General features: G+C 39.1%; 20 protein-coding genes. All 20 read right to left on the bottom strand.

The genetic code is table 11. The annotated features are described in order from the left end of the window. Complete coding sequence (locus tag GVX98_RS15300; protein WP_159128547.1) at positions 1-969, bottom strand: GDP-L-fucose synthase; 969 nt, start codon at positions 967-969, stop codon at positions 1-3. A gap of 3 nt (positions 970-972) precedes the next feature. Then, positions 973-2,091: a GDP-mannose 4,6-dehydratase gene (gmd, locus tag GVX98_RS15305; RefSeq protein WP_159128548.1), complete on the bottom strand. Its 1,119-nt coding sequence runs from the start codon at positions 2,089-2,091 to the stop codon at positions 973-975. Continuing rightward, the gene (locus GVX98_RS15310; protein WP_159128549.1) at positions 2,088-3,326 is read right to left on the bottom strand and encodes a glycosyltransferase family 4 protein; all 1,239 of its coding nucleotides are present in this window, start codon (positions 3,324-3,326) and stop codon (positions 2,088-2,090) included. Before GVX98_RS15310 ends, gmd begins: the two co-directional genes overlap by 4 nt. Beyond that, positions 3,323-4,147, bottom strand: coding sequence for a methyltransferase domain-containing protein (locus tag GVX98_RS15315; protein ID WP_159128550.1), 825 nt, complete (start codon positions 4,145-4,147; stop codon positions 3,323-3,325). Before GVX98_RS15315 ends, GVX98_RS15310 begins: the two co-directional genes overlap by 4 nt. A 50-nt stretch (positions 4,148-4,197) precedes the next feature. Beyond that, positions 4,198-5,112, bottom strand: a complete 915-nt coding sequence (locus GVX98_RS15320) for a glycosyltransferase (RefSeq protein WP_216070685.1) — start codon at positions 5,110-5,112, stop codon at positions 4,198-4,200. A 6-nt stretch (positions 5,113-5,118) separates the two neighbouring features. Next, positions 5,119-5,781 carry a hypothetical protein gene (locus GVX98_RS15325; RefSeq protein WP_159128551.1) on the bottom strand — a complete coding sequence of 221 codons (663 nt, stop codon included), beginning with the start codon at positions 5,779-5,781 and terminating at the stop codon, positions 5,119-5,121. Further along, entirely contained in the window at positions 5,771-7,504 is a 1,734-nt protein-coding gene (locus GVX98_RS15330) for an ABC transporter ATP-binding protein (RefSeq protein WP_159128552.1), read from the bottom strand. The genes GVX98_RS15325 and GVX98_RS15330 overlap by 11 nt, the downstream gene beginning before the upstream one ends. Positions 7,505-7,512: 8 nt before the next feature. Further along, complete coding sequence (locus tag GVX98_RS15335; RefSeq protein ID WP_228716303.1) at positions 7,513-8,385, bottom strand: glycosyltransferase family 2 protein; 873 nt, start codon at positions 8,383-8,385, stop codon at positions 7,513-7,515. Continuing rightward, positions 8,369-10,282 (bottom strand): lipopolysaccharide assembly protein LapB, encoded by a 1,914-nt coding sequence (locus GVX98_RS15340; RefSeq protein ID WP_159128553.1) that lies wholly within the window; start codon positions 10,280-10,282, stop codon positions 8,369-8,371. The genes GVX98_RS15335 and GVX98_RS15340 overlap by 17 nt, the downstream gene beginning before the upstream one ends. Before the next feature lie 74 nt (positions 10,283-10,356). Continuing rightward, a complete protein-coding gene (locus tag GVX98_RS15345) occupies positions 10,357-10,809 on the bottom strand; it encodes a pilin (protein ID WP_159128554.1) in 453 nt (150 codons plus the stop codon). A 194-nt stretch (positions 10,810-11,003) separates the two neighbouring features. Continuing rightward, positions 11,004-11,564, bottom strand: a complete 561-nt coding sequence (locus tag GVX98_RS15350) for a TPM domain-containing protein (protein WP_159128555.1) — start codon at positions 11,562-11,564, stop codon at positions 11,004-11,006. Next, complete coding sequence (locus GVX98_RS15355; protein ID WP_159128556.1) at positions 11,558-12,631, bottom strand: YgcG family protein; 1,074 nt, start codon at positions 12,629-12,631, stop codon at positions 11,558-11,560. The genes GVX98_RS15350 and GVX98_RS15355 overlap by 7 nt, the downstream gene beginning before the upstream one ends. Positions 12,632-12,677: 46 nt before the next feature. After that, entirely contained in the window at positions 12,678-13,268 is a 591-nt protein-coding gene (locus tag GVX98_RS15360; RefSeq protein ID WP_004978062.1) for a LemA family protein, read from the bottom strand. Positions 13,269-13,416: 148 nt separating this feature from the next. Further along, positions 13,417-14,295 carry a metal-dependent hydrolase gene (locus GVX98_RS15365; protein WP_004978063.1) on the bottom strand — a complete coding sequence of 293 codons (879 nt, stop codon included), beginning with the start codon at positions 14,293-14,295 and terminating at the stop codon, positions 13,417-13,419. Positions 14,296-14,519: 224 nt separating this feature from the next. Further along, positions 14,520-15,941 carry an FAD-dependent oxidoreductase gene (locus GVX98_RS15370; protein WP_151835964.1) on the bottom strand — a complete coding sequence of 474 codons (1,422 nt, stop codon included), beginning with the start codon at positions 15,939-15,941 and terminating at the stop codon, positions 14,520-14,522. 72 nt (positions 15,942-16,013) lie between these two features. After that, positions 16,014-20,489 carry a glutamate synthase large subunit gene (gltB, locus tag GVX98_RS15375; RefSeq protein ID WP_171503354.1) on the bottom strand — a complete coding sequence of 1,492 codons (4,476 nt, stop codon included), beginning with the start codon at positions 20,487-20,489 and terminating at the stop codon, positions 16,014-16,016. Between the two features lie 447 nt (positions 20,490-20,936). Next, positions 20,937-21,776, bottom strand: a complete 840-nt coding sequence (locus GVX98_RS15380; protein WP_159128558.1) for a hypothetical protein — start codon at positions 21,774-21,776, stop codon at positions 20,937-20,939. Positions 21,777-21,783: 7 nt separating this feature from the next. Then, positions 21,784-22,869, bottom strand: coding sequence for a 3-dehydroquinate synthase (gene aroB, locus GVX98_RS15385; RefSeq protein WP_159128559.1), 1,086 nt, complete (start codon positions 22,867-22,869; stop codon positions 21,784-21,786). A 30-nt stretch (positions 22,870-22,899) separates the two neighbouring features. After that, on the bottom strand, positions 22,900-23,433 hold the full coding sequence (aroK, locus tag GVX98_RS16960) for a shikimate kinase AroK (RefSeq protein ID WP_159128560.1): 534 nt from the start codon (positions 23,431-23,433) through the stop codon (positions 22,900-22,902). Positions 23,434-23,470: 37 nt separating this feature from the next. Next, entirely contained in the window at positions 23,471-25,534 is a 2,064-nt protein-coding gene (locus GVX98_RS15395) for a type IV pilus secretin PilQ (RefSeq protein ID WP_159128561.1), read from the bottom strand. Positions 25,535-25,544 lie beyond the last annotated feature (10 nt).

Below are 25,544 nucleotides of genomic sequence, written 5' to 3' on the forward strand. Positions count from 1 at the left end.
TTAGACTTGTCTTAATTGATTTTCATTTTCTAGAAACCAATCATACGTGATTTTTATTCCTTGTTTTAGCCCAATTTTTGATTTCCAACCTAAATTATTTATTTTCTTACTATTTAGGAGTTTACGAGGTGTTCCATCAGGTTGAGTTGTATCAAAGATAAGTTGTCCAGTATAACCAACAATCTCTTTGATTACGCTTGCTAATTGTGAAATAGATACTTCCTCGTTGGTCCCAATATTAATATGAGACATCATTGGACTAACACATTGTTCATAACTTTCTAGATTCAAATTCTGTAGATATACACACGCAGCTGCCATATCATCTACATATAAGAATTCACGTAATGGATGTCCCGTTCCCCAGATGACAACCGATTTATAATGATTGTGTTTTGCTTCATGTATCCGACGTATCAATGCTGGAACGACATGGCTATTCTCTGGGTGGAAATTATCATTTACCCCATATAAGTTGGTTGGCATTACACTTCTATAATCACGACCATATTGACGGTTATAACTTTCACACATTTTTATGCCCGCTATCTTTGCAATAGCATAAGGCTCATTTGATGGCTCTAAATAGCCAGTCAGCAATTCAGTTTCGGCAATAGGTTGCTGAGCAAACTTAGGATAAATGCAGGAAGATCCGAGAAATAGTAATTTTTGTACATCATTCAAATGAGCAGCATGAATCACGTTATTCTGAATCATTAAATTTTTATAAATAAAATCAGCGGGATATTGTGAATTTGCTCCTATCCCTCCTACTTTTGCGGCTGCTAAGTAAATTTGATCAATTTGGTTCTGCTTTAAAAAATGATTAACGGCATTTTGATCACACAAATCTAGCTCTTGTTTAGATGCGATTAAAATTTCACAATCTGAATTTTGTGCAAGTTGTCTAACAATTGCTGAGCCCACCATCCCATGATGCCCTGCAACAAAAATACGCGGTGAACTCATGTTTTACTTTTCCAAAGAAACATCTATGGTATAACCATGTTGTTTTAATAATGCATTTTTTTGAGCAAGCTTTAAATCATGTTGAACCATTTCAGCACATAATTCTTTTACACTTATTTGGGCTTTCCACCCCAACTCATGTTCTGCTTTTGAAGCATCACCCAATAAGGTTTCAACTTCAGTGGGTCTAAAATATCTTGGGTCAACACGTACAACAATTTGCCCTACTTTTAATGCTGGACAATTTTCGGAACAAAGAGACTCAATAATTCCAATTTCATTAACCCCTGAACCTTCGAAACGCAATTGAATACCTAACTCCTCAGCAGACCACTCAACAAACTGACGAACACTATATTGCTCACCTGTTGCAATCACGTAATCTTGAGGATGTTCTTGTTGCAACATCATCCATTGCATTTGTACATAGTCTTTTGCATGCCCCCAATCTCGCAATGCATCCATATTTCCTAAGTATAAACACTCTTCCAATCCCACTGCCATATTTGCAAATGATCGAGTAATTTTTCGTGTTACAAAAGTTTCACCGCGTCTTGGAGACTCGTGGTTGAACAAAATTCCATTGCAAGCAAACATGCCATATGCTTCACGATAATTGATCGTGATCCAATAGGCATAAAGTTTAGCCACAGCATAAGGAGAACGAGGATAGAAAGGCGTTGTTTCTTTCTGAGGAGTCTCTTGCACTAAACCATAGAGTTCAGACGTCGATGCTTGATAGAACTTAGTTTTCTTCTCTAAACCTAAAAAACGAATTGCTTCCAATAATCGCAAAGTTCCTAAAGCATCGACATCAGCAGTATATTCTGGAGACTCAAAACTAACTGCCACATGTGATTGCGCAGCCAAATTATAAATTTCATCTGGCTGAACTTGATTGATAATACGAGTTAGATTAGATGAATCCGTTAGGTCCCCATAGTGAAGTACTAAACGTTGGTGATCTACATGTGGGTCTTGATATATGTGGTCAATACGCTGAGTATTAAAATTTGAAGTACGACGCTTAATCCCATGAACTTCATAACCTTTTTCCAGCAAAAACTCTGCTAGATAAGAACCATCTTGCCCTGTAATTCCTGTGATGAGTGCTTTTTTCATTGCTGCTCCATAACTTTTTCATATAAAGTTCGATATTTTCCTGCAACGACAGAATAAGAAAAGTTATTAACAGCAAATTGCCGTGAATTATTAGATAAAATTTCATATCGTTGATCATTTTCTAAAATCCACGCTATTCCTTTAGCAAAATCATTTATATCGAATGCTTCTGCTAAATAGCCTGTTTTACAATGCTTTACAATATCTGACAGCCCACAAGTATCAAAAGCAACTATAGGAGTCCCACTAGCTAGTGACTCAACACCTGTATTAGGCAAATTGTCTTGTCTCGAAGGAATCAACATAATATCTGCCGCACTATATAGTAAATTTAAACTCACATCATCATATAAATGTCCCATATAATGAATTGGAAAGCCTAAATGGAGTGGCTCCCTTGGTTCAAGTTGCCCAAAAATAACCAATTCAATTTCAGCAACTTGTTCTTTTAATACTTGTAAAGCCGATAATAATAAGTCAAAACCCTTTCTTAAATCGCTCCCTCCGCCCATAGCACCAAATAGCAACAATTTTTTATTCTCTGGTAATGTCAATATTGAACGAGCGTAACCTTTGTTTATAAACTTCCACTGGTCTGTATCAATAGCATTAGGAATAACAGTAACTGACCAATCTTTCATTAAATAACTTGATTTCGCACAATCAGCCAACCAATGGCTAGGGGTAACAATATGAATTGGCCTTTTCCAAGACTTGCATTTCTTATTCCAAGTCCAACGATTTAAATCAAAACCTTCTTCATCATTAGGTCGATTATATTTTACATACCCATCTTTATAGCGGTTATTTTCGGTATAGTGCTCAGCACCACAGAATGCCCACATATCATGTAATGTCCAAACTATTGGTTTCGTTATCTTTCCAATTTCCTTAATTGAAAGCATTTCACCTTGTATCCAATGTAAGTGTACAATATCAGCATTACTATTATTAATTTTCCTATCCCTCCCCGATGAAAAAATTGCAGGTGAATGAAGAATAAGGTTCTTTGTTCTTAATAATCGTTTTACAGTTTTCGATATAAGTCTGTGTATTTTTTTAATTAAATCATAAATTAAACTTTCAGATGTTTGCACAGTCCAATCTTCTGAGACAGCATTATCAACTTGCATTGTTGAATTTATATCAATCTTACGTAATGCATGGTGAATACGATAAGCTGCACGAGCAGCACCGCCATGAAGATCAGATTTATTAAAATGTACAATTTTCATCTACTAATTCTTTTTAAAAAATTTAGGGTTTTCTTTAATATTTCGAGAAGGGGAAATACTAATTTAGATATCAATTCAAATAAACGAATCGTATACCAATTGGGTTGAGCAGTTTTAATCTTTTGGTAAATTGTTGCATGACTTCCATCCAATAACCCTATTTTTTTCAGTCCCATAAGTTTTGCAAAAAAAGGGAAAGAATATCTTAAATGAAAAGTTCGAGGTAAATGGCATTTAATCATAGGAAAAAAAGCATTGGCTACTACTAAATAACCATCTTCTTTTACACTATCAACCATCACCGAAAAAACTTTCAACGGATCAGGGACATGCTCTAAAACATCTGTAGAAACTAAACAATCATATTTTTGAGTTAAATTTTGTATAATTTTTATATTATCAAATTCAGCTATTCTTTTTAAACCAAATTCACTTGGATGAGGTTCGTATACATCAACATTGATTTTGACATCTTTTATTGCAATTAAACGAGCTAAAGTACAAAATCCACCCCCATAATCTACAATATTAACAAATCTTTGCGTAATCATCCAATTACTAATATTATGCCTATGTTCCATAGATACTGAATCTTGTTCAATGAAAAACCCATTCAACAACCATACAGGATGTGAATAAAAAGCAGCTATAGATTCCCAATTTAAGTCTTCATTATCACATCTCATATCATCCCATATTAAATCCATCAAATACCACATTTGCTCTAAATCACTAAGCCCATCCTTTTGCCTAGCCAATAGTTTATTTATCTCTTCTATTTCATATGTATTAAAACTAATATTAGAAAAATCAATATTCATTAAAGAACTCACTAGTTAAAACTTATCATATAAATACTGCACTCACTATTTCATTTTCTACATATGAATAGTTTAATTTTTCTAGCTAAGTTTTTCCAAATGCTTTTTGGAGTGGCATAATAATTCTGAATTAAGATGGTTGCTTTTGTTGAATTAATAATTTGATTAGATTTTATATTTATCCTTTTCAAATTAAGCTCACCTTCTAAATAATTATTTTTTTTTGTACAATTAGTGCCTGTACCATCATGCCCAAAATTTTTTACAAATGTTTTCGTAGGATTGAGGCATAATCCGTCATGTTCAAATATTGTTGCATACCAAAAAATAGCCCACGTATCTATTTTCCCTTCCATATTAGCAAGTATTTGACTCCAGAATATACCCGAATTATCCAAATCAAATTGTTTAATTTGCTCTTCAGACCACTCTCTAATAAGGCGCTTAGGGTTCTTTTCGAAATTTTCCCATCTGTTTTTCCACGTTGCCCACCCCCAACAATTCATAGTATTCCAAAAAAAGTACTCCCCTAATTCGGATGAATCTATTGGATAATTCCAACCACTTATATGCCAAACTTTGGCTTTATCTTCATAAAAAAATAAAGCATCATTCATAAAATATAAAAAATACGGACTAGCCAGTAAATCATCCTCAACCACTATGATCTTATTATATTTATTTATAATATTTGTTACACCATCAATAATTGATTGAGCTAGTCCCCAATTACTCTCTCTCTCATAAATTGTAATTTTCTTAAACCCTGTAATAGTTTTGAGATATTTTCTAACTGTTTCTACATCTTTAATATTCTCATCATTTTTTGCCCAATCACTAAAAACAAATAACTCACTTTGATTTGCTAATTTATTATTTTTTAAAGCATCAATAGTTCGCTTAGTATGCTCTGGACGATTATATACAAACAGCGCTATTGGAGCTAATTCATCAATATTAACCATAACGCCTCAATCCATAACATAACGAAATTTATCAAGCATATTCTGAACTCCAACGACCTGATCTTGTGTTAAAGCCTGTTTAATAAAAACAGCCTGTCTACCACTAAATTCTGTCAAACAAGCAAAACTTTCAACAATATGATATTGAGGTCTATTTATATAATCGTCAAATATAATTACTGTACCTATTGGTGCTTTTAATAGACACGTTAAAAAACAAGCGACTCGAAACCTACCATCAATTAAAACTAAATCAGGTTTTAAATTTCTCCCCCATAATTGATCTGTATAATCTTTAAAATTTTCTCTTTTTTTATAATCTATTGGTCTTCCCCAATCACCAACAACACCTACATCTATGTAATTTATATCTAGTTTTTTAGAAAAATTTGCTCTTTTTTCAACCAGTTCAACCCATTCACTTGAAGAATCGGTAGCAATTACAAAACAGTTTGTGTTTTTTAAAACATAATTTGTACTTAAACCACATCCATACTCACCATACACTCTACAGTCCTGAATATATTTTTTAAATAATAAAGCATTTTGCTCCCCATCAAAAAGTGATGATTGACTCTTATCTATCAATTTCATTATGAAATTAAACATAATTGGTGGCGTAAATGCTCTGAATAATCGGAATATAAAAGCTGGTTTATCATTTTTCATATAAATCCCCAAAACCAATACTTAGAATATTAGAACAATCTGCAACTGTACTTTCTCTATGTGCAATAATTACCATAGTCATTTTTCCATTTAAGCTTTGAATTGCTTCATTTACTGCTTTTTCTGTTCCCACATCTAAAGCACTTGTTGCTTCATCCATAAAAATAACTTGCGGTTGCACATATAATGCACGTGCTATACCCAAACGCTGTCGTTGCCCGCCTGAAAGCAGAATCCCCCTTTCCCCAATTATAGTTTGATAGCCATTTTCTAAATTACTAACTATAAACTCATGAATTTGCGCCAATTTTGCCGCCTCGATAACAGCATCCAGATTAATCTTATGTTGAGGAATACCAAATGCAATATTTTCCATCACAGTCGTATCAGCCAAATATATAAATTGAGGTACATAACTCACAATTTTTTGCCAAGATTTAACATTATCTTGAGTTATAATTTGCTCATCTACTGTCAAAATGCCTTGTGTAGGTTCAAGCAGTCCCAACATTATATCCATCAAAGTACTTTTACCTGACCCACTTTTACCAACAATGCCTAAACTTGTATTTTTTTCAACTACAATATTAACATCAGAGAAAATTACTTTATTAGGGTTATTGGGATAGTAAAATTTTACATTTGATAAACTAAACCCTTTATCAAATTTTATTGGAGAGGTAACAAAATCTGCTTTTAATTCTTGATGTTTTAATTCAAATTCATCTAACACTTCTTTCAATATATTTTCTGAAAATTTTAAAGTAGTAAATGAACGATAGATATTTTGTGCCGCTGGCAACATTCTATATGCTGCTACTCCATACAATCCAATCACTGGTAAAATAGTGCCCACATCTTGATTTTGCAATACAAGAAAAATTGCCAATAAAATTAAACAACCATAGCCAATTGCTTCAATTACATGTAATGGAATTTGCCCTAAAGACTCTTGTGTAGCTAAATGTCGTGCATATATACGGGAGTTAGAGTCAAAACGCTTTAAATAATGTGAATGTGCATGATTAATCATGACATCCTTAATACCGCCGAATACTTCCTGACAGCTCTGATAACGCTCTTCATTCGCTTTCGAATATTCTTTGCTGATTTTACTCATCATTCTTTTTACAACAACAAACATTAGGGTGTAAAAAAAAATAATAATAATAGCCGTAGATAAAGCCATGATTGGATCATAGAAAACCAATATTACAATCATGGAGACCACAACCAATCCATATGACACTATTGTTAATAGTGGTTTAATAACTCCCCAGACAACCTGATCAACATCTGAAAGAATATGCTTTGACAATTCCGCACTATTTCTTTGGGTAAAGAAACTATAGTTTTGCTGAAGATATATATCTAGCAAACGGCTTGAAAAGTAATGACGCTGCAAACTTGAAAAACGATTTAGCGCATATTGAGTGATAATTTTTAAAACGGCAGAAAAAATAACAATAAAAAGTGAAATACCTCCTAAATAAACAATAAATTCATTAATATTATTTACATCAAGAAATATATACAATTTTTTTAATAATTTATTTTGATTAACTACTTCAAAATCTGCCAAAACTGCAAGAAATGGCATTATTGATATAACACCAATAGATTCAACTATAGCCATCAAAATAACGAGTAAAGAAACGATTCCTACTTTTCGTTTATCTAAAGGTGTAAGTATGTTCCAAATTCCAAATACAGTGTTCAACACGTCAACACTCACTCATCTTTTTTATACATTAATGATGTAATTTGCTCTGATATTAATCCCATAAGAAATATCATAATACTTCCGGTATACAATAAAGCGCTCATATTTGTAAAACGCTGATATTCATAAAGTGTATATCCATACCATCCTGTTCCTAAAATAAATAACAAAACTGAAAATGGCAGGAACATTTTTAAAGGAGAATATAAGGTTGCTATTTTAAAAATGATGAGAAAAAAGCGAATGCTGTCTTTCAATGGATGAATATGACTTTTTCCAATTCTTTTAGCCGCATGTATTGGGACATAACTCACAGAATAACCCGCTCTAAAAAATGCCATCGTACTGGTGGTTGGATAAGAAAAGCCATTAGGTAAAAGATAAATAAACTCTCTAAATTTTTCTGCCCGTACTGCTCGAAAGCCTGATGTTAAGTCCTCTACAGGATGATCAGACATATAAGTTGCTAAATTATTATAAAGCTTATTTGCTATTCCACGACCTATACTTGCTTGTGAACCTTTTTGACGAGCACCTACAACGAGATCATAACCTTCTTCAATTCTTTCAATGAGCTTAAAAATATCATTAGCATCATGCTGGCCATCAGCATCCATAAATATAATGATATCACCCGTTGCATTTCTAGCACCTGTCTTAATTGCTGCACCATTGCCTTTCGAATAAGGATGGCTAATGACTTTAGCACCTGCTTGCTCTGCAATTTGAGCAGTATCATCAGTTGAACCATCATTGACTACAATAATTTCATCAACTCTATTGAGTTGCTTAATTGCCTTAACTGTCTGCTGAATAGCTCCTGCTTCGTTTTTGGCTGGTAGAACTATACTAATTTTACACACTTCATGACTTATGTTCATTTAATTGCTCTTCCAAAATCACTCTAATTCTACCTATTTCGAAGTCATACTCTTTACTTGACCGCTTAAGGGTGGATATCTCTTGCTTTTTGTAAATGGTTTCCACTGTATTTAACAAAACCAACGCTTCTTTCATCTTTCCATGTGTGGCCAGTTCGGAAACCATCATCATTCCTGCCTCAACATCATTATATAAAATTATTGCATCACTATAATATTTTAAAGATTTTTCTACATTCCCTTGCTCTAAATAAATTTTAGCTTTCAAGTAAGGCATCAAACGTTGAAATACTGGGTAATTTTTATATTCATTATTTGTCTCTAATTCATTTATCAGCTGTAACGACCATTGCCCATAATGCTGCGTTTTATGTTGCGCTGTAATATATTCAACTAAATTACGTAAGGCTTGAACAGCTTGTGCATCAAAAAGCTGTTTTCTCAGCATTTGAGACGTTATTGCAAAATCTTGCTCTGTTGCTATATCCGAATAAACTTTCTGCAATAGCAACCGCATGTTTAGCAAAGCACTTTCAGGCATGCGTTGAATTGCTTTTTCTAAAAATAGATTAGCCTCAAGCACCCTCCCCTGATCAAATAACATACCCGCTATAGAACTTTGAGCTCGGGGCGAATTAGGTGAATTTTGAGCCCAATACAGTTCTAAAGCAGGAGTATTACCCCAGAGTTTAGCTCTTTCATAGGTAAAAAAACTCAATCCACCTAAAATGAAAATAACAATCAAATTAACCAATTGAGCATTTATTTTATCTTTGAGAAGTGCAAGACCGCTTACTATAGGTAAAAATAAGAAAATTGCAGCTAAATAGTTACGATGTTCAAAGTATAGTTCTAGACCAATAACTGTTGATTCCATTAAGTGTGCTGTTAAAAAAAATAGAATTCCCAGTGCAAATAAAGGATATCTCTTTTTAAAAAATAAAGCTAAAAACACCAAAGCTAATAAAAAAACTATTGAATATAAAGTTGTAATAGGATTAAAAATTGATTTTGACACTATAAAAGCATCTTGATATAGACCTCTTAATTCAACTTGAGGTATCAGTAAATTAAATAAATATTCACATAATATTCGACTTTCACTATAAAGTCGTTCAATCATATTAAAATTTCTATTAGGCCAAGGATCTTCAGCAAACGTTATATACTTGCTAAGCACAACCAAAATGGCAATAGATGGTAACCATAAAAAGAAAGCCCTCCATTGCCATATTGGTCTATTCATTTTATTGGGATTACAAAACTCTATCACTAAGATTAAAAAAGGGAGCAAAGCACCATTTTCTTTACTGTATGTTGCAAAGACTGTTCCCAATCCCAGAAAAAATACCATCCCAATGTATGCCCGAACAGGCTTAAAAGGTATAGATAAACGGTATTTTAAATATCCAACAATACCAACTAAGCTAAATAAAGTAGCAAGCTGTGCCATTCTTTGCACAACATACAACGTAGTAGAAACAAAATATGGGTGCAATAACCAAATCGCACTTGCAACTAGTGCAATCCATATAGATTTACTTTCTTTGTAATTATAATTTTTAAGCAATAATAATATTGCCCAATATAAAAGAACACCATTTAACAAATGAATCATTAAATTGGTATATTTAAATGAATAAGGGGATGCTGGCCATGTATTTGCATCAATTAAGAAACTGAGTAATGAAATTGGGCGACCCGTCGGGCCAGAAAAACCATTAGAAATAAAGTTTCTGACTTTATCCCAACTATCTATAACTCCATAAGTACCTAAATCTTGTAAATTAGGATAATCATCAAATAAAAAATTACCTTGCAAACCCGTCCAATATACAAATACCGTTAAAACTAAAATAAAGAAAAATATGATAATTGAATAATATTTTTTGTACATATCTTACTCTTAAGATGCTTTAACTAAAAAATAAAAAACGCCCATCTTTGATGAGCGTTTTTTATTAATAAATATTAACGGCAGTTTGTTGGAACAAACTTAGTATCAATACCCGATGTACCTGTTTGTGGCTTACAAGTCCATTTAACACCGCCTACAGAGGTAATCGGACTCAAAATTAAATCCTTTTTCGTAGCGTCAATTTTATCATTATATTGAATTAGAATTTGACCATCAGCTACACCACTTGAGTCAGCAGATCCAACAAAGACCTTACTCACAGCATTACCAGTAATTTTATCAGCATCAGCCAAACCAACACTTGAGTTAGCTTGTGGCAAACGGTTGTTAGAAGAATAGAATTCTGCAACAGCAGCTTTTGCACCGCCAGCTAAGCTCAAACCTTCAGAAACATGCGCACGTTTCGTGTAGTTTTGATACGCAGGAATCGCAATCGCAGCAAGAATACCGATAATTGCAACAACGATCATTAATTCAATAAGAGTAAAACCCTTTTGAGCGTTCATAACATTCTCCACAAATGTTTTGTTAATTTTTTATAAGCTTTTTAAGCTACTTTGTAATTAGCATGTATTATGCCAACTTTTATTATATTTATTTTCAAATAAAAAACAGCACTTTATTTCACTATTTAAGAATTTATTTTTGAGCATTGTGTTTTTATGTAAAAAACTGACAAATATTGTCAATTTCCCTCTTTCTAGTTCAACATAATTGGCGAATTGCTCAATTCATCAGCTTTGTCTTCTATTTTATTGGCATAGAATTGATCCAAAATAGTCCCGATTTGAGTTACGCCTTCGACTAAAGCCTGCCGATACTGTTGCTGTGACATTTTTTTAATAATACTCTGACAGACCTCATCCCACACCTGCTGTGTAGTGGCTTGCTGTATCCCACGGTCAATGACAATCTCGACTTTCCGCTCACACAAGTTTAAGTAAAGTAAAATACCACTATTCAGCTCGGTATCCCAAATACCTAGCTCAGCGAAAAGTTGTTTCGCACGTCCACGAGTATCTAAATAATAGGCTTCTCGTGCAGGCATGTGCCCTTCGATCACAACTTGGATTTCACCAATGTGCCCATGTTCAGCAGCAACTACCGCTTGCGCAATCACATGTTGATCTTGCTGATTAAAGAAACGTTTACTTGCTGGCATATGCAGTAAATGCTTTAACCAACGCTTAAAACTCGGTTGTACGACTTCATCTAGCTTTGGCTTAGTGACGATTTCCGTCGTTTCAGTTGTTGTTACCATGATCCTGATGCTCCTCCGCCGCCGAAGCCGCCGCCCCCGCCACTATATCCACCTCCACCAAAACCGCCGCCGCCACGCCCTCCACGTCCACCTCCCCCGCCTGAGGAGAGAAAAAGCTGAAAAATTGTTTGGGCTAAGGTCGTGATGAGTAAAAAGAAAATCCCACCACCAATCAGTAAACTGGTGACTAAACCTGCTCCATTCACCAAGCCTGCCACGATGCCTGCAACTGCTGCAGTCGAGGCACTTAAACGCTTCCCCACCACAAATGAGCCAATTGCGCCAGCAATTAAAATAAATAAAGCCATACTAAAGGTTTTACTTTCGGCCTCTTGTTCCCGAATGGTTTGGTCTTGGCGTTCTTCTAGTTCTTGCGCCGCTTGGGCTGCAACTTCAGGATCAAGATTTAAAATCCGTTCAATTTCAGCAAGCCCCGCATTGATCCCTTGAGCATACTGAGCTTGCTTAAAATACGGTGTGATTTGTTGGTTAATAATGCGGTTCGCAATAATGTCAGGAATGACGCCTTCCAAACCATAACCCGTAAGAATCTGCATACGCCGGTCATTAACGGCAATTGCTATCAGCAAACCGTTGTCCTGCTTTGCTGAACCGAGCTGCCATTGGTCTGCAATATGCATGGCAAAACCAAAAATATCCTCTTGACCTGTGGTCGGTACTATCACTACGCCTATTTGGGCTTTTCCTGTGTCATGTAAGGCACGAATTTTTTGGCCAATGGCTTGTTTATCTTCAGTACTTAAAATATGTGCTTGATCGACCACGGGTTCATTTAAGGTCGGTAACGCTCGTATCGATTCACCTTCTGCCATATCATTGGCAACGTGTGGTTGTGGAACGGCATCAATATTCGTCGAGCTTACATTATTGGAACTCTCCGCTTGCTGACCTTGAATAATTTTTCCAGCGATAACTGTTTCAGCACCACCATCTGTTGCTGTAGCAACCTCTGCCCATGTTAAAGAACTTAGACACAGCAGTCCTGATAAAATGAATGCAAGCACCCATTTATACGAAAAGCGTACGAACTGCTGCTGTCCTATCATTCATTCACCCTATGCCTACGATTGCTTTAGATCACTGAGGTTTCAGTTAATTAAATGACACCGTTGGTGCTTTTTGCGCGCTTTGCTCTGCACTAAAGTTCGGTTTGGTGTCCATCCCAATCACCTTGGCAGTCATGACTTGTGGGAACTGGCGTGAATAGGAGTTAAAGTCTTGCACCGTAGTAATATAGCGATTACGCGCCACAGCAATACGGTTTTCGGTACCTTCGAGCTGAACCTGCAAATCACGGAATTGTTCATTGGCTTTTAAATCTGGATAATTTTCTGAGACCGCAATTAAACGCGACAATGCACCTGTCATTTGCGCCTGCGCTTCTTGATATTTTTGGAATAATGCAGGGTCTTCTAATACTTCTTTATCGACTTTTAAACCCGCCACATTGGCACGAGCTTGTGTGACTTCGGTTAGGACTTGCTCTTCATGCTTAGCATACCCCTTCACTACATTCACCAAGTTCGGCACCAAATCTGCGCGGCGCTGATATTGGTTTTGCACTTCTGACCAAGCAGCTGTAACTGCCTCATCTTTGACCTGCAAGGTATTATAACCACAGCCCGATAGCGTTAACGTGCTCGCGAGGGTAACAACGACAGCAGTTTTTTTCATAAAATTCATTCAGCTATCCTCTTTCTTTTGTATTTATTGCAATAACCTGATTGTAAACACATTTGATTATCCTTTTGTTGCTTTTAGTTAAAGTAGCTAAAAATGAAAGAACCGAGCGATTTTCACTCGGTTTTGATTATTTATTTTTATACTTAAACTAAATAGCCGCCTGCAATTCCTGCTGAAAACCTTCGAGTTGATAGTCGTCTGCCAAACGGGTTTTCCAGTATTTCAACAGTTGGGTGTAATCAATATCTGAGGGATGAAAGTTGGTTTTATAATACGACAAATATTCAGGCAGCAATTGCACAAACATCTTCGCCAGCAAATACAATCCAAACAGATTCCCGCCCAATTTAGGTATACTCTTTTTGTGGTCTTGTAAAAATAATCGACTAGCCGAGTAAAAAGTTAAACTGGCGAAACCTGTCGTTACACTGCGCATAATTAAACGGCGAATCTTGTCATCACCATACACATTTTGATAAACATCAAAGGCAACCGCACGATGCTCAATTTCTTCAATGGCATGCCACACCCAGAGTTTAACCGCATCATCATCCAAGGTACTCAATACCTCAGGATGCCTTAAAATATAGCCGCCTAGCAGTGCCGTAAAATGCTCAAAAGCGCAGGTGATTGCGAGCTGAATTTTAGGATGCAGATTTTTCACATAATCATCTTTACGCGCCAACCATGCCTGAAAACGGTCGAGATTATAATCATCACGGCGCCATGCAGCATTAAATGCCGTGTGTGCTTGAGAATGCATCGCCTCTTGACCAATAAATGCCGCAATCTGCGCTTGCAGATTGTCATCCTTCACTTGGTCACGTACATTGCGCACACTATGCACAAAGAACTGCTCGCCTATGGGAAACGTCGAAGACAATGCCGTCAGCAAATGCGACATGACTGGTGAATTGGCAAAATAATGCCGACGAATGGCTTTGGGGTTGAATTGCAAACGCCGAATCGTAATACCCTGAGCTTTTGGACGATGTTGATATAGTTTTTCTGTCGTCACTTGAGTCATGTCCATTTCCTAACATTTAACCGAGCGATCTTCAGTATCTGAATTTAGAGGCCATTCACATATGGCAAAAATGCTTAGTGCGTTTGCAAATTCGTCCATTTTTACAGAACTTACCACCAGATCTCTTTCGATTTATCCCGACCCACCTCTTTCATATCATCTCAGGCAAACAGTAATCAATAAAAAAACCCGCCGAAGCGGGTTTTTGTGTTGAACGATTTAGATTAAATGTCTAAATAATCCAAAATACCTTCAGCTGCTTGACGGCCTTCCCAAATCGCTGTGACAACAAGGTCTGAACCACGAACCATATCACCACCCGCAAAGATTTTCGGGTTTGAGGTTTGGAATTTATAGGTTTGCTGTTCAGCCGCAACTACACGACCTGAACCATCAAGGTTAATATTCACATTTGTAAACCAATCCGCAGGGCTGGTACGGAAACCAAATGCCAATAAAACTGCATCTGCAGGTAAAATTTCTTCTGAACCCGGAATTGGTTCTGGACTGCGACGACCACGGCTATCAGGCTCGCCAAGTTGAGTCGTAACCACTTTCACGCCCGTGACTTTGCCATTTTCACCGACGATTTCAATCGGTTGACGATTAAACAAGAAGTTCACACCTTCTTCTTTGGCATTTTGCACTTCACGACGCGAACCTGGCATGTTTTCTTCATCACGACGGTATGCACAGCTCACCACTTCCGCACCCTGACGAATCGAAGTACGGTTACAGTCCATTGCTGTGTCACCACCGCCAAGAACGATCACCTTTTTACCTTCAACACTAATGTATTCGCTTGGGTCTTTTTCCCAACCTTGAGTACGGTTGACATTGGCAATCAAGAAATCCAAGGCATCATAGACACCATTTAAATCTTCACCTGCGAAGCCACCTTTCATGTAGGTATAAGTACCCATACCCATGAACACCGCATCATATTCTGCAAGGAGTTGATCAATAGTAACATCTGTACCAATTTCAGTATTTAAGCGGAATTCCACGCCCATGCCCGTGAAGATTTCACGGCGACGCTTCATCACATCTTTTTCCATTTTAAATTCTGGAATACCAAAGGTCAGTAGACCACCAATTTCAGGGCGTTTGTCGAATACAACAGGTTTAACCCCGCTACGCACCAAAATATCAGCACAGCCTAGACCCGCTGGGCCTGCACCAATGATCGCGACTTTTTTATCTGTCCACTTTACTGAAGACATATCTGGACGCCAGCCCAGTGCAAACGCAGTGTCATTGATATATTTTTCAGCGTTACCAATCGTTACTGCACCAAAACCATCGTTTAAGGTACAAGCCCCTTCACATAAACGGTCTTGCGGACAAACACGACCACATACTTCTGGTAGCGTGTTGGTTTGGTGACACAGCTCTGCTGCTTGGAAAATACGGCCTTCAGCAATCAACTTTAACCAGTTTGGAATGTAGTTATGTACTGGACATTTCCATTCACAATATGGGTTACCACACCCTAAACAACGGTGGGTCTGATTTGCTGCCACTTCCGCTGTAAAAGGTTTATAAATTTCCACAAACTCTGCTTTGCGGACCTGAATCTCTTTTTTCTCTGGATCTTGGCGTGCTACATCCAGAAATTGAAAGTCATTGTTTAGGCGCTCTGCCATGTCTCTCTCCGTGGGTAGGTGCAGCCCGTTTATCTATCGTCTGCACCTGCCTATGTATCAGCAGTAGTGGAATTATTGTGGATCAGCTTGAGTGGTTTTCAACAAAGTCTGTAAGTTGGCAGCTTTCGGTTTCACCAACCAGAATTTACGACTGTAGAAATCAAACTCATTACGGATCTTGTACGCCCAAGCACTACCAGTCTCAGCAATGTGTTCATCTAAGATACGGCCTAAGAACTCTTTATGTTCTTCCATCGATTCAGTAGAAATACGATTCAGCTCAATCAGCTCGTGGTTGTAATGATCAACGAAGTCATTATCAAGGTCAAGAACGTAAGCAAAACCGCCTGTCATACCTGCACCGAAGTTATGACCCACTTTACCAAGTACGGTCACGATACCGCCTGTCATATATTCACAGCAGTGATCGCCCGCACCTTCAATCACGGCAAAAGCACCTGAGTTACGTACCGCGAAACGCTCACCTGCCGTACCTGCCGCGAACAATTTACCGCCTGTTGCACCATATAAACAGGTGTTACCAATGATTGCAGTTTCTTGGGTTTGGAAAGGCGAACCTTTTGGTGGGAAGATCGACACACGACCACCTGCCATACCTTTACCCACGTAGTCATTCGCATCACCCTCTAAACGAATGTGCAAACCACCTGCGTTCCAAACACCGAGAGATTGACCCGCTGTACCGACCAAGTTCATTTTTACTGGGTGCGCTTCCATGCTGAGGTTGCCATAACGACGCGCAATCTCACCAGAAATACGAGCACCAATTGAACGGTCACAGTTACCAATGCTGAAGTGATATTCACCTGTGGTCCCAGCTTCAATTGCTGGTAGCATTTCAGCAACCATTTTCTCAGCAAGCAAGCCTTTATCAAACGGTGCGTTACCTTCAACTTCACAGTACTGCGCCTTACCTTGCGCAGAAGGATGTGACTCCAGTAATGCGCTCAAATCAAGGTGCGCATGTTTCTCCGTTTCACCTGGAAGCATTTCAAGCAAATCCGTACGACCAATCAAGTCTTTAAGGCTTGAAACACCCAACGCTGCCAGCCACTCACGTGTTTCTTCAGCAATGAAGGTGAAGAAGTTGATGAGCATTTGTGGCTCGCCAATATAATGTTCTTGGCGTAAATGATCTTGTTGAGTTGCAACACCCGTTGCACAGTTATTCAAGTGACAAATACGCAGGTATTTACAACCTAAAGCAATCATTGGCGTAGAACCAAAGCCAAAGCTTTCTGCACCTAAAATCGCTGCTTTCACCACGTCTAAACCTGTTTTCAAACCACCATCGGTTTGAACACGGACTTTACCACGTAAATCGTTCACACGAAGCGCCTGATGTGCTTCACTTAAACCGAGTTCCCAAGGTGAACCCGCATGGTGAATCGATGAAAGTGGAGATGCCGCTGTACCACCGTCATAACCAGAAATGGTAATGAAGTCTGCATACGCTTTTGCAACACCTGCTGCGATCGTTCCAACACCAGGCTCAGAAACCAATTTCACCGATACCATCGCCTGAGGGTTGACTTGTTTCAAGTCAAAGATCAATTGCGATAAATCTTCGATCGAATAAATATCGTGGTGTGGCGGTGGCGAAATTAGTGTTACACCCGGCACTGAGTAACGTAAACGCGCAATTAAGCCATTCACTTTACCACCTGGTAACTGACCACCCTCACCCGGTTTAGCCCCTTGCGCCACTTTAATCTGCAAGACTTCAGCAGAGGTTAAATACGCAGGCGTTACACCAAAACGACCTGATGCAATCTGTTTGATTTTCGAGTTACGAATCGTGCCATAACGCGCTGGATCTTCACCGCCCTCACCCGAGTTTGAACGGCCACCAATGGTATTCATCGCAATCGCAATCGCCTCATGCGCTTCAGGAGACAATGCACCTAAAGACATGCCTGCAGAGTCAAAGCGCGGTAAAATCGCTTCTACAGACTCCACTTGATCTAGAGCAATCGAGTTATCTGTTTTTAACTTTAATAGGTCGCGAATTGTTGCCACTGGACGGTTATTCACCAGCTCAGCATATTCTTTAAAGTCTGCATATTGACCAGAACGCACTGATTTATGCAAAGCATTGATCACGTCTGGGTTGAATGCATGGTATTCCTTGTCGAAGACAAATTTCAGCAAACCACCTTGATCGATTGGTTTACGTGTTTTCCATGCGGTATCAGCCAATTTCTTTTGGTCATTTTCAAGATCAACAAAGGTTGCACCTTTGATACGGCTCGGTACACCTGTGAAGCATTTTGAAACCACTTCTTCAGACAGACCCACCGCTTCGAACAACTGACCACCACGGTAAGAGGCCACCGTTGAAATCCCCATTTTTGAAAGGACTTTTAACAAGCCTTTTTCAATGCCTTTACGGAAATTCACTTGCGCTTGGATTGGGTCACCCAATAGCTCACCTTTGGCAACCAAGTCATTGATCACGTCATAAGCAAGATAAGGATAAATTGCTGTCGCACCAAAGCCTAGAATAACTGCAAATTGATGCGGATCACGCGCCAATGCTGTTTCAACAATAATGTTGGCATCAGTACGTAAACCAACATTAATTAAATAGTGATGTACAGCACCTGTTGCCATCAATGCATTGGCAGGCAAGAAACCTTGACGAATTTTCTTATCAGACAACACCAATAAGGTTTTGCCATCACGAATCGCTTGCGCTGCTTCTTCACAAATACGCGCAATTGCAGCTTCTAGACCTTCATCTTCCGCATAATTTAAATCGATATCTGCAATTTCATAACCCTTACGACCCAGCGTACGGATTTGATGCATTTTCGAATTTGACAGTACTGGGCTTGAAATGATCAAGCGATCCGCATGCTCAGGGCTCTGTTCAAAAACGTTTTGCTCACGCCCTAAACACGTTTCCAATGACATCACAATCGATTCACGTAATGGATCGATTGGTGGGTTAGTAACCTGAGCAAACTGTTGACGGAAATAATCCGACACATGACGTACTTGGCGAGACAAAACCGCCATTGGCGTATCATCACCCATTGAACCCACTGCTTCCTGACCGCTTTCAGCGATTGGACGAAGCAATTGATCACGCTCTTCAAAGGTCACCATAAACATTTTTTGTGATGCTTTCAGGTCATCGCCTTTTAAGCCTTGATCACATAAATACTCTTCAAGCTCTGGACTACCTTGTACACGAACTGAGTTTTCACGTAACCATTCACGATAAGGACGCATTTTTTTCAAATGCGTGCTGACATCTTTAGTGTCGAGCATTTTACCTGTGAAAGTATCGATCACTAGAATTTGACCTGGTCCGACACGACCTTTAGAAATCACGTCTTCAGGCTCGTAGCCCCATACACCAATTTCAGAAGCCAATGTGATGTAACCATTTTTGGTAATCACCCAACGGGCTGGACGCAAACCATTACGGTCCAACATACAAATCGCATGACGACCATCTTGAATCACGAGACCAGCAGGACCATCCCACGCTTCCATATGTTTCGAGTTAAACTCATAGAATGCACGTAAATCAGCATCTAAAGTTTCCACGTTCTGCCATGCTGGCGGAACCAACATACGTAATGCACGGAACAAGTCCATACCGCCGCCAACAAGAATTTCAAGCATGTTATCTAAGCTTGAAGAATCCGAGCCAGTACGGTTCACAATTGGGTTGAGTTCAGTTAAACCAGGCAATAATGGGTTTTCAAACTTTGGCGTACGTGCCATCGCCCAGTTACGGTTCGCAGTAATGGTATTAATTTCACCATTGTGCGCAAGATAACGGAATGGCTGTGCCAAAGGCCAACGCGGCAAAGTATTGGTCGAGAAACGTTGGTGGAACACCACAATATGTGACTCAAGACGTGGGTCTGCCAAGTCTGTATAGAAGTCAGCAATCGCTTCAGGCATCATCAAGCCTTTATAGCTAATCACTGTTGAACATAATGTAGTTACATAAAATGAAGCGTCATTAGTAAGCTGCTGTTCTGCACGGCGGCGTGCCAAGAAGAGTTTACGGTTAAACTCAACTTCAGACACACCCATTGGGCAGTTCACAATAATTTGCTCAAATGCAGGAAGTGACTGCATCGCAATCGAACCCAAAGCATCGTTATTGGTCGGGACCACACGCCACGCCAATACTCGGCAACCTTCAGATTCAATTTCTTTGCTTAGAATTTGTTTTGCATATGCTGCAATTGCTGGATCGAGGCTTAAGAACACCGTACCGACAGCAAAAACCTCACTGAGTGTAATATCACTGAGTTTTTTCGCTTCTTCACGGAAAAACTGTTTTGGCATTGCTAAGAGTAAACCGCAACCATCCCCTGTCTTACCATCTGCAGCAATACCACCGCGGTGGGTCATACAGCTCAGACTGTGCATAGCAGTCTTGACAAGATCATGGCTTGCATCACCCTGCATATGGGCGATTAAACCAAAACCACAGTTATCTTTAAACTCATCCGGTTGGTATAAACCTTGAGCGGGAGCTACAGTATTAGGCGATGGCATGTGCATAGCGTACCCTTCTTTCTACAGGCCCTGTCGGGCGTCTAACAATCTAATTACTTCTTGCCGATTCGTTCAATTGACTCATATTCAGATTCTGATTGAAGTACAGCATTTTTTCTTCACACCCAAGATAGACTGATTTTCGTCTTTATGCATGTCTTAATTGAAAAAATGTATGCAGCAGTCACGCACTTATTTAAGGCACTTGGCCGCTACTATTTCGCTCATAAATCGAATCTTTTTTGCGCCAAAACAGTGACATCAACTCAATTCATGCACCATTAAAGCAAGTTTTATGCCAATTATTTATTTTGTGTGTTAAACGCTTTAGTTTTATTAGGTTTGTGTTTTTTACGTAAAAATTTAGTTCGAGGACAATCCATTTATTGCACTATATCTGTGCACATATGGAATTTACATTTTTTGATGCGCCATAATGAACCAATTTTAATTAAATGGGTCGGTCACTTCAGGTACATTTGTTTTATTTTGTGGCGCATTCTCTACGGTCGTTTGTGACTTTTGCACATCAACCACATTTCCATCCGTATCACGACGAGTAACCGTCGTCGATGTTGTCGATTGTTTATTTTGTGCAACTGCTGCACGTGCCGCTTGTTGACGCGCAGCAAGCGTGGCTTCATCAATCACGGGCACAGCGGCTGGTTTCAACTGCACGGCATAGAGCTTATTGCTAAGTACAAGCTCATCAGAACCGAGGTCATTGACATATTCGGCATAGCTTTCAATTTTTTTAACTTTGGGTTGCACCGACTTCGGCAACGTCAGTTTTAAATCAGCTAATCCCTTTTGCGCCTCATTGGCATTTTTATACACACCATAGATCAGCACATATTGCTCAATTTGGTTTTCACCCGTCAGTCTTAAGTAGCTAAAAGCTTGACGATCAGATTGCCTTTGCAAAAAGCGCTTAATAATCGCTTCTTCTGAGACTCTAAACAGTTCAACTGTACTGTTCTTTTTATTTTCCTGAATAAATTTGGTCCCACGAAATTCAGCTTCATGCTGCGCGATTGCTACAACACGTGTCGTCATATCCAAAGGCTTTACTTCATCGAGGAATGAGCCTAAATGTGCGGTTGTTGCGACTTTTTCTGGCTGAATTTGTAACTCAACTTCAGATTCAGCTTTTTTTTCAACTTCAACCACAGTCTCTTGATCTGTAATGGCCCAAAAGACTAAGGCGCCAAACAAGCATACCCCTCCGAATGCAAGCCAAATATAATTTTGCTTTGTCTGCCACTGGGTTCGAAGGGTTGTTGCCATAATAAAGTTATGCCTGTTCTTGGTTGGCTAAAATCGCCTGTTTCATCAATTCTACATCAAATGTTTTGGTAATGATGGCCTGCCCTACCGCTTGCATCAAAACCAAACGCAGCTGCCCGTTCAAGACTTTTTTATCATGCGCCATATACGCCAAAAAGTCATCGAGGGGAATCTGTGGACATACTATCGGCAAATTCGCGCGTTGAATGATATTTTTTGTACGTGCCAAATCTTCTGCACTGACCCATCCCATACGCTGCGATAAATCTGCTGCCATCACCATACCTGTTGCCACAGCTTCTCCATGGAGCCATTCACCATAGCCTAGATAAGATTCAATCGCATGTCCAAAGGTATGCCCAAGATTCAATAAGGCACGCTCACCTTGTTCTTTTTCATCATTGGCAACAATACGCGCTTTATGGGCACAAGAACGATACACAGCTTCAGCCAGTGCAGCTTCATCACCCTGCACCAAATCATCTATATGTTGCTCCAACCAAGCGAGAAAATCAGCATCACCCAAGAGTGCGTACTTAATCACTTCTGCTAAACCTGCGGATAACTCACGTGCTGGCAGCGTTTTAAGTTGAGACATATCCGCCAAGACCACTTGCGGTTGCTGAAATGCCCCGATCATATTTTTACCCAGCGGATGGTTAATCCCTGTTTTACCACCGACACTCGAATCAACCTGTGAAAGAAGTGTCGTTGGCACCTGAATAAAATAGACCCCACGCTGGAAGCATGCTGAAGCAAAGCCTGCCATATCACCAATCACACCACCACCTAAAGCTAAAACTGTACAATCACGGTTGAAACCTGACACTAACAATGCATCAAAAATCAGGTTGAGGTGCTCAATATTCTTATATTTTTCACCATCGGGCAAAATACACGTTGCAACTGTTTTTCCCAATGCTTCAATTGCTGCCACGTAACGCGCTAAATACAAAGGCGCGATCGTTTCATTACTCACAATCATGACTTGGCGCCCGTGAATATACGGCTCAAGTAAAGCTTTCGGATCTAAATCACTACCAATAAAGATCGGGTAACGGCGTTCGCCAAGTTCAACATATAAGGTTTGCATGGATCAAATCACTTCAAAACTGAATCAAAACTACTTTACAAGAATCAAGTTTAAGATACGCTGCGCAAGATCACGTGCAGCCCCTTGATTGGTCTCGATAATATAATGGGCAACTTCACGATATAAAGGATCTCGAACGCTGAGTAAATCAGTTAACTTTTGTTCAGGATTCTCCACTTGAAGTAGTGGTCTATTTTTATCACGATAGGTTCGCTGTAGTTGAATCTCTACAGGAGTATAAAGATAAACAACGATACCTCGTTGTTTGAGAAATGTGCGATTTGGAGCCTGAGTCACCGCCCCACCACCTGTGGCCAAGACCAAGTTGGGTCGAGAGGTTAACTCATCAATCACAACTGTTTCACGACTACGAAACCCAAGCTCACCCTCTTTTTCAAAGATCCATGGAATCGTTGCCCCTGTTTTACGCTCGATCTCATGATCGCTATCAAGAAATTCACGTCCTAACAGTTCAGCTAAATGTCGTCCTACCGTTGTTTTTCCAGCCCCCATAGGCCCTACCAAATAAATATTTGGTAGGGTTTCAAACTCTTTGCTTGGCAAGGAGTCACCTTTTAGATTTGTTCAAATTGAAAATATATTAATGATTTCTTGAAACACTGTCATTAACAATTCGTGGTGTCACAAAAATCAATAACTCAGTTTGCGCACTAGATTTGGTGTTATTTTTAAATAAAGCACCCACTACAGGCAAATCCCCAAAAAAGGGAACCTTCTCATATTGATTTTGCTTAATGTCATCAAAAATACCACCCAATACAACCGTCTCGCCATCATCCACCAAAACATTGGTTTCAAGTTCATTGGTATTAATCAAATACCCTGCAGATGTTAGTGCGCCAACAGTATCTTTTTCAATTTTCAACGACATTTGTACACGGCCATCAGGCGTAATACTTGGAGTCACTTCTAACTTTAAATTCGCATCAACAAAACTGGTTGTTGTCCCTGTCTCAGCACTCCAAGTTTGGTAAGGAATTTGATCTCCACGTAAAATATAGGCTTTTTGCTTGTCACCCGTGAGTACTTTCGGCGCAGATAACACTTCACCATGACCATCTGCTTGTAGTGCAGTTAACTCAAGATTCAGCATATAATCTGAGATTTTCAATAAACCAAAGTTAAACGTTCCAGCCGTACCTGTTGCTAAATCTACTCCCAAGTCAAAACTCGGCTGGAAATCCCCCCCCCAAACTGGACTATTCCCCAATTTTTGAGCACTCCAACGGATGCCTAGTTCACGAGAGAAATCCGTTTGTGCCGTGACAATACGGGCTTCGACCATCACCTGTTTCACTGCAACATCCAGCAAGTCAATCATCCGGCGGATCTTATCAATATTTTGTGATGTATCATTTAAAATTAACGTATTGGTACGCTTATCAGACGTCACCGAACCTCTCGCACTAAGCAATGAATCATTATTATCATTGCCAACGCCATTTGAATTATTCGACCCTTTCGATTGGGTCATTAACTTTTCGATATCCTCTACTTTTGCATAACTCAATTGAATATAATCTGTTTGGATTGGTGCAAGCTTAATATTTTGTGCAATCGCCTTCGCTTCATCTTCCTCAGATTTGATCAGTTCAGCTACAGGCGCAATCCAAATCACATTACCATTGCGTCGCTTGTCCAAATTCTTTGTTTTCATAATAATATCAAGTGCTTGATCCCACGGAACATCTTTAAGACGCAAGGTAATATTGCCTTGTACTGTGTCCGAGGCCACCATATTAATACCTGTGAAATCAGCCAAGAGCTGTAATACACGGCGCACTTCAATATCTTGGAAATCTAAAGAAATCTTTTTGCCCGTATAAGCACTTGGTGCTTTAGGCTTCATTGGATTTTTATCTTCAGGACGCTTTAAACTAATGGTGAGCTTATCTTCTGCCTGATAAGCCATATATTCAAAACTACCATTCGATTGGATCGTAATCAGGCCGTTACTACCATCATTTTGTGCATCGATGGTCGATACAGGCGTGGCGAAATCATTCACATTGAGACGGCGCGATAAGTGGGCAGGAATTTTATTCCCCAAAACGCGCACCACAATTTTACTGCCTTGTTGTTTCACATCGACAGGGGTATTGCTACCTTTTAAATCAATCACAACTTGGCCTTCACCATCTGAACCGCGTTGGAATCCAATATTTGAAATGCCTTGCTCTGAACGCGCTGCAGCAACAGGTGTTGCTACCGCTGGGTTCGCTGAGTTAATTTTCAGAATAAAGGTATTACCTTCAACACGTGTAGTAAATGCACCGGCATCAGCCAAATTTACAGTTAAACGTGAACGCTGCGCATCTGAAGTTACATCTACTGTACTTGCTTCAACCGTTGCCACCGCAATACTGCCTTGTTTTAAGCTCTGCTGTGCTTTATCAAAATCCAAAACCAAACGTGATGGCTGTTCCAACTGATAGGCTTGCGGCTGTGGTGGCAAACCGTTGAACATGACACGAATTTCTGTTCCCTGTCCCGGAATTTGCATCGGCACAATATTCGTAATACTGACTTGCGCACTTGCAGCCTGCATCACCGCCATTGCAATTGCACCCATTGAAAACTGACGGAACATATGGTTCATCGTATTGCCATCCCCAAATATAAAATCTTTAGCACTATTTTTCATTTTTATTCCT

Source organism: Acinetobacter sp. 8I-beige (assembly GCF_902505955.1).
GTDB lineage: Bacteria > Pseudomonadota > Gammaproteobacteria > Pseudomonadales > Moraxellaceae > Acinetobacter > Acinetobacter johnsonii.

Excerpts from the sequence above, each read along its gene's own strand:
- GVX98_RS15300 (WP_159128547.1), bottom strand. The coding sequence starts at position 969 with ATGAGTTCACCGCGTATTTTTGTTGCAGGGCATCATGGGATGGTGGGC.
- gmd (WP_159128548.1), bottom strand. The coding sequence starts at position 2,091 with ATGAAAAAAGCACTCATCACAGGAATTACAGGGCAAGATGGTTCTTAT.
- GVX98_RS15310 (WP_159128549.1), bottom strand. The coding sequence starts at position 3,326 with ATGAAAATTGTACATTTTAATAAATCTGATCTTCATGGCGGTGCTGCT.
- GVX98_RS15315 (WP_159128550.1), bottom strand. The coding sequence starts at position 4,147 with ATGAATATTGATTTTTCTAATATTAGTTTTAATACATATGAAATAGAA.
- GVX98_RS15320 (WP_216070685.1), bottom strand. The coding sequence starts at position 5,112 with ATGGTTAATATTGATGAATTAGCTCCAATAGCGCTGTTTGTATATAAT.
- GVX98_RS15325 (WP_159128551.1), bottom strand. The coding sequence starts at position 5,781 with ATGAAAAATGATAAACCAGCTTTTATATTCCGATTATTCAGAGCATTT.
- GVX98_RS15335 (WP_228716303.1), bottom strand. The coding sequence starts at position 8,385 with ATGAACATAAGTCATGAAGTGTGTAAAATTAGTATAGTTCTACCAGCC.
- GVX98_RS15340 (WP_159128553.1), bottom strand. The coding sequence starts at position 10,282 with ATGTACAAAAAATATTATTCAATTATCATATTTTTCTTTATTTTAGTT.
- GVX98_RS15345 (WP_159128554.1), bottom strand. The coding sequence starts at position 10,809 with ATGAACGCTCAAAAGGGTTTTACTCTTATTGAATTAATGATCGTTGTT.
- GVX98_RS15350 (WP_159128555.1), bottom strand. The coding sequence starts at position 11,564 with ATGGTAACAACAACTGAAACGACGGAAATCGTCACTAAGCCAAAGCTA.
- GVX98_RS15355 (WP_159128556.1), bottom strand. The coding sequence starts at position 12,631 with ATGATAGGACAGCAGCAGTTCGTACGCTTTTCGTATAAATGGGTGCTT.
- GVX98_RS15360 (WP_004978062.1), bottom strand. The coding sequence starts at position 13,268 with ATGAATTTTATGAAAAAAACTGCTGTCGTTGTTACCCTCGCGAGCACG.
- GVX98_RS15365 (WP_004978063.1), bottom strand. The coding sequence starts at position 14,295 with ATGACTCAAGTGACGACAGAAAAACTATATCAACATCGTCCAAAAGCT.
- GVX98_RS15370 (WP_151835964.1), bottom strand. The coding sequence starts at position 15,941 with ATGGCAGAGCGCCTAAACAATGACTTTCAATTTCTGGATGTAGCACGC.
- gltB (WP_171503354.1), bottom strand. The coding sequence starts at position 20,489 with ATGCCATCGCCTAATACTGTAGCTCCCGCTCAAGGTTTATACCAACCG.
- GVX98_RS15380 (WP_159128558.1), bottom strand. The coding sequence starts at position 21,776 with ATGGCAACAACCCTTCGAACCCAGTGGCAGACAAAGCAAAATTATATT.
- aroB (WP_159128559.1), bottom strand. The coding sequence starts at position 22,869 with ATGCAAACCTTATATGTTGAACTTGGCGAACGCCGTTACCCGATCTTT.
- GVX98_RS15395 (WP_159128561.1), bottom strand. The coding sequence starts at position 25,534 with ATGAAAAATAGTGCTAAAGATTTTATATTTGGGGATGGCAATACGATG.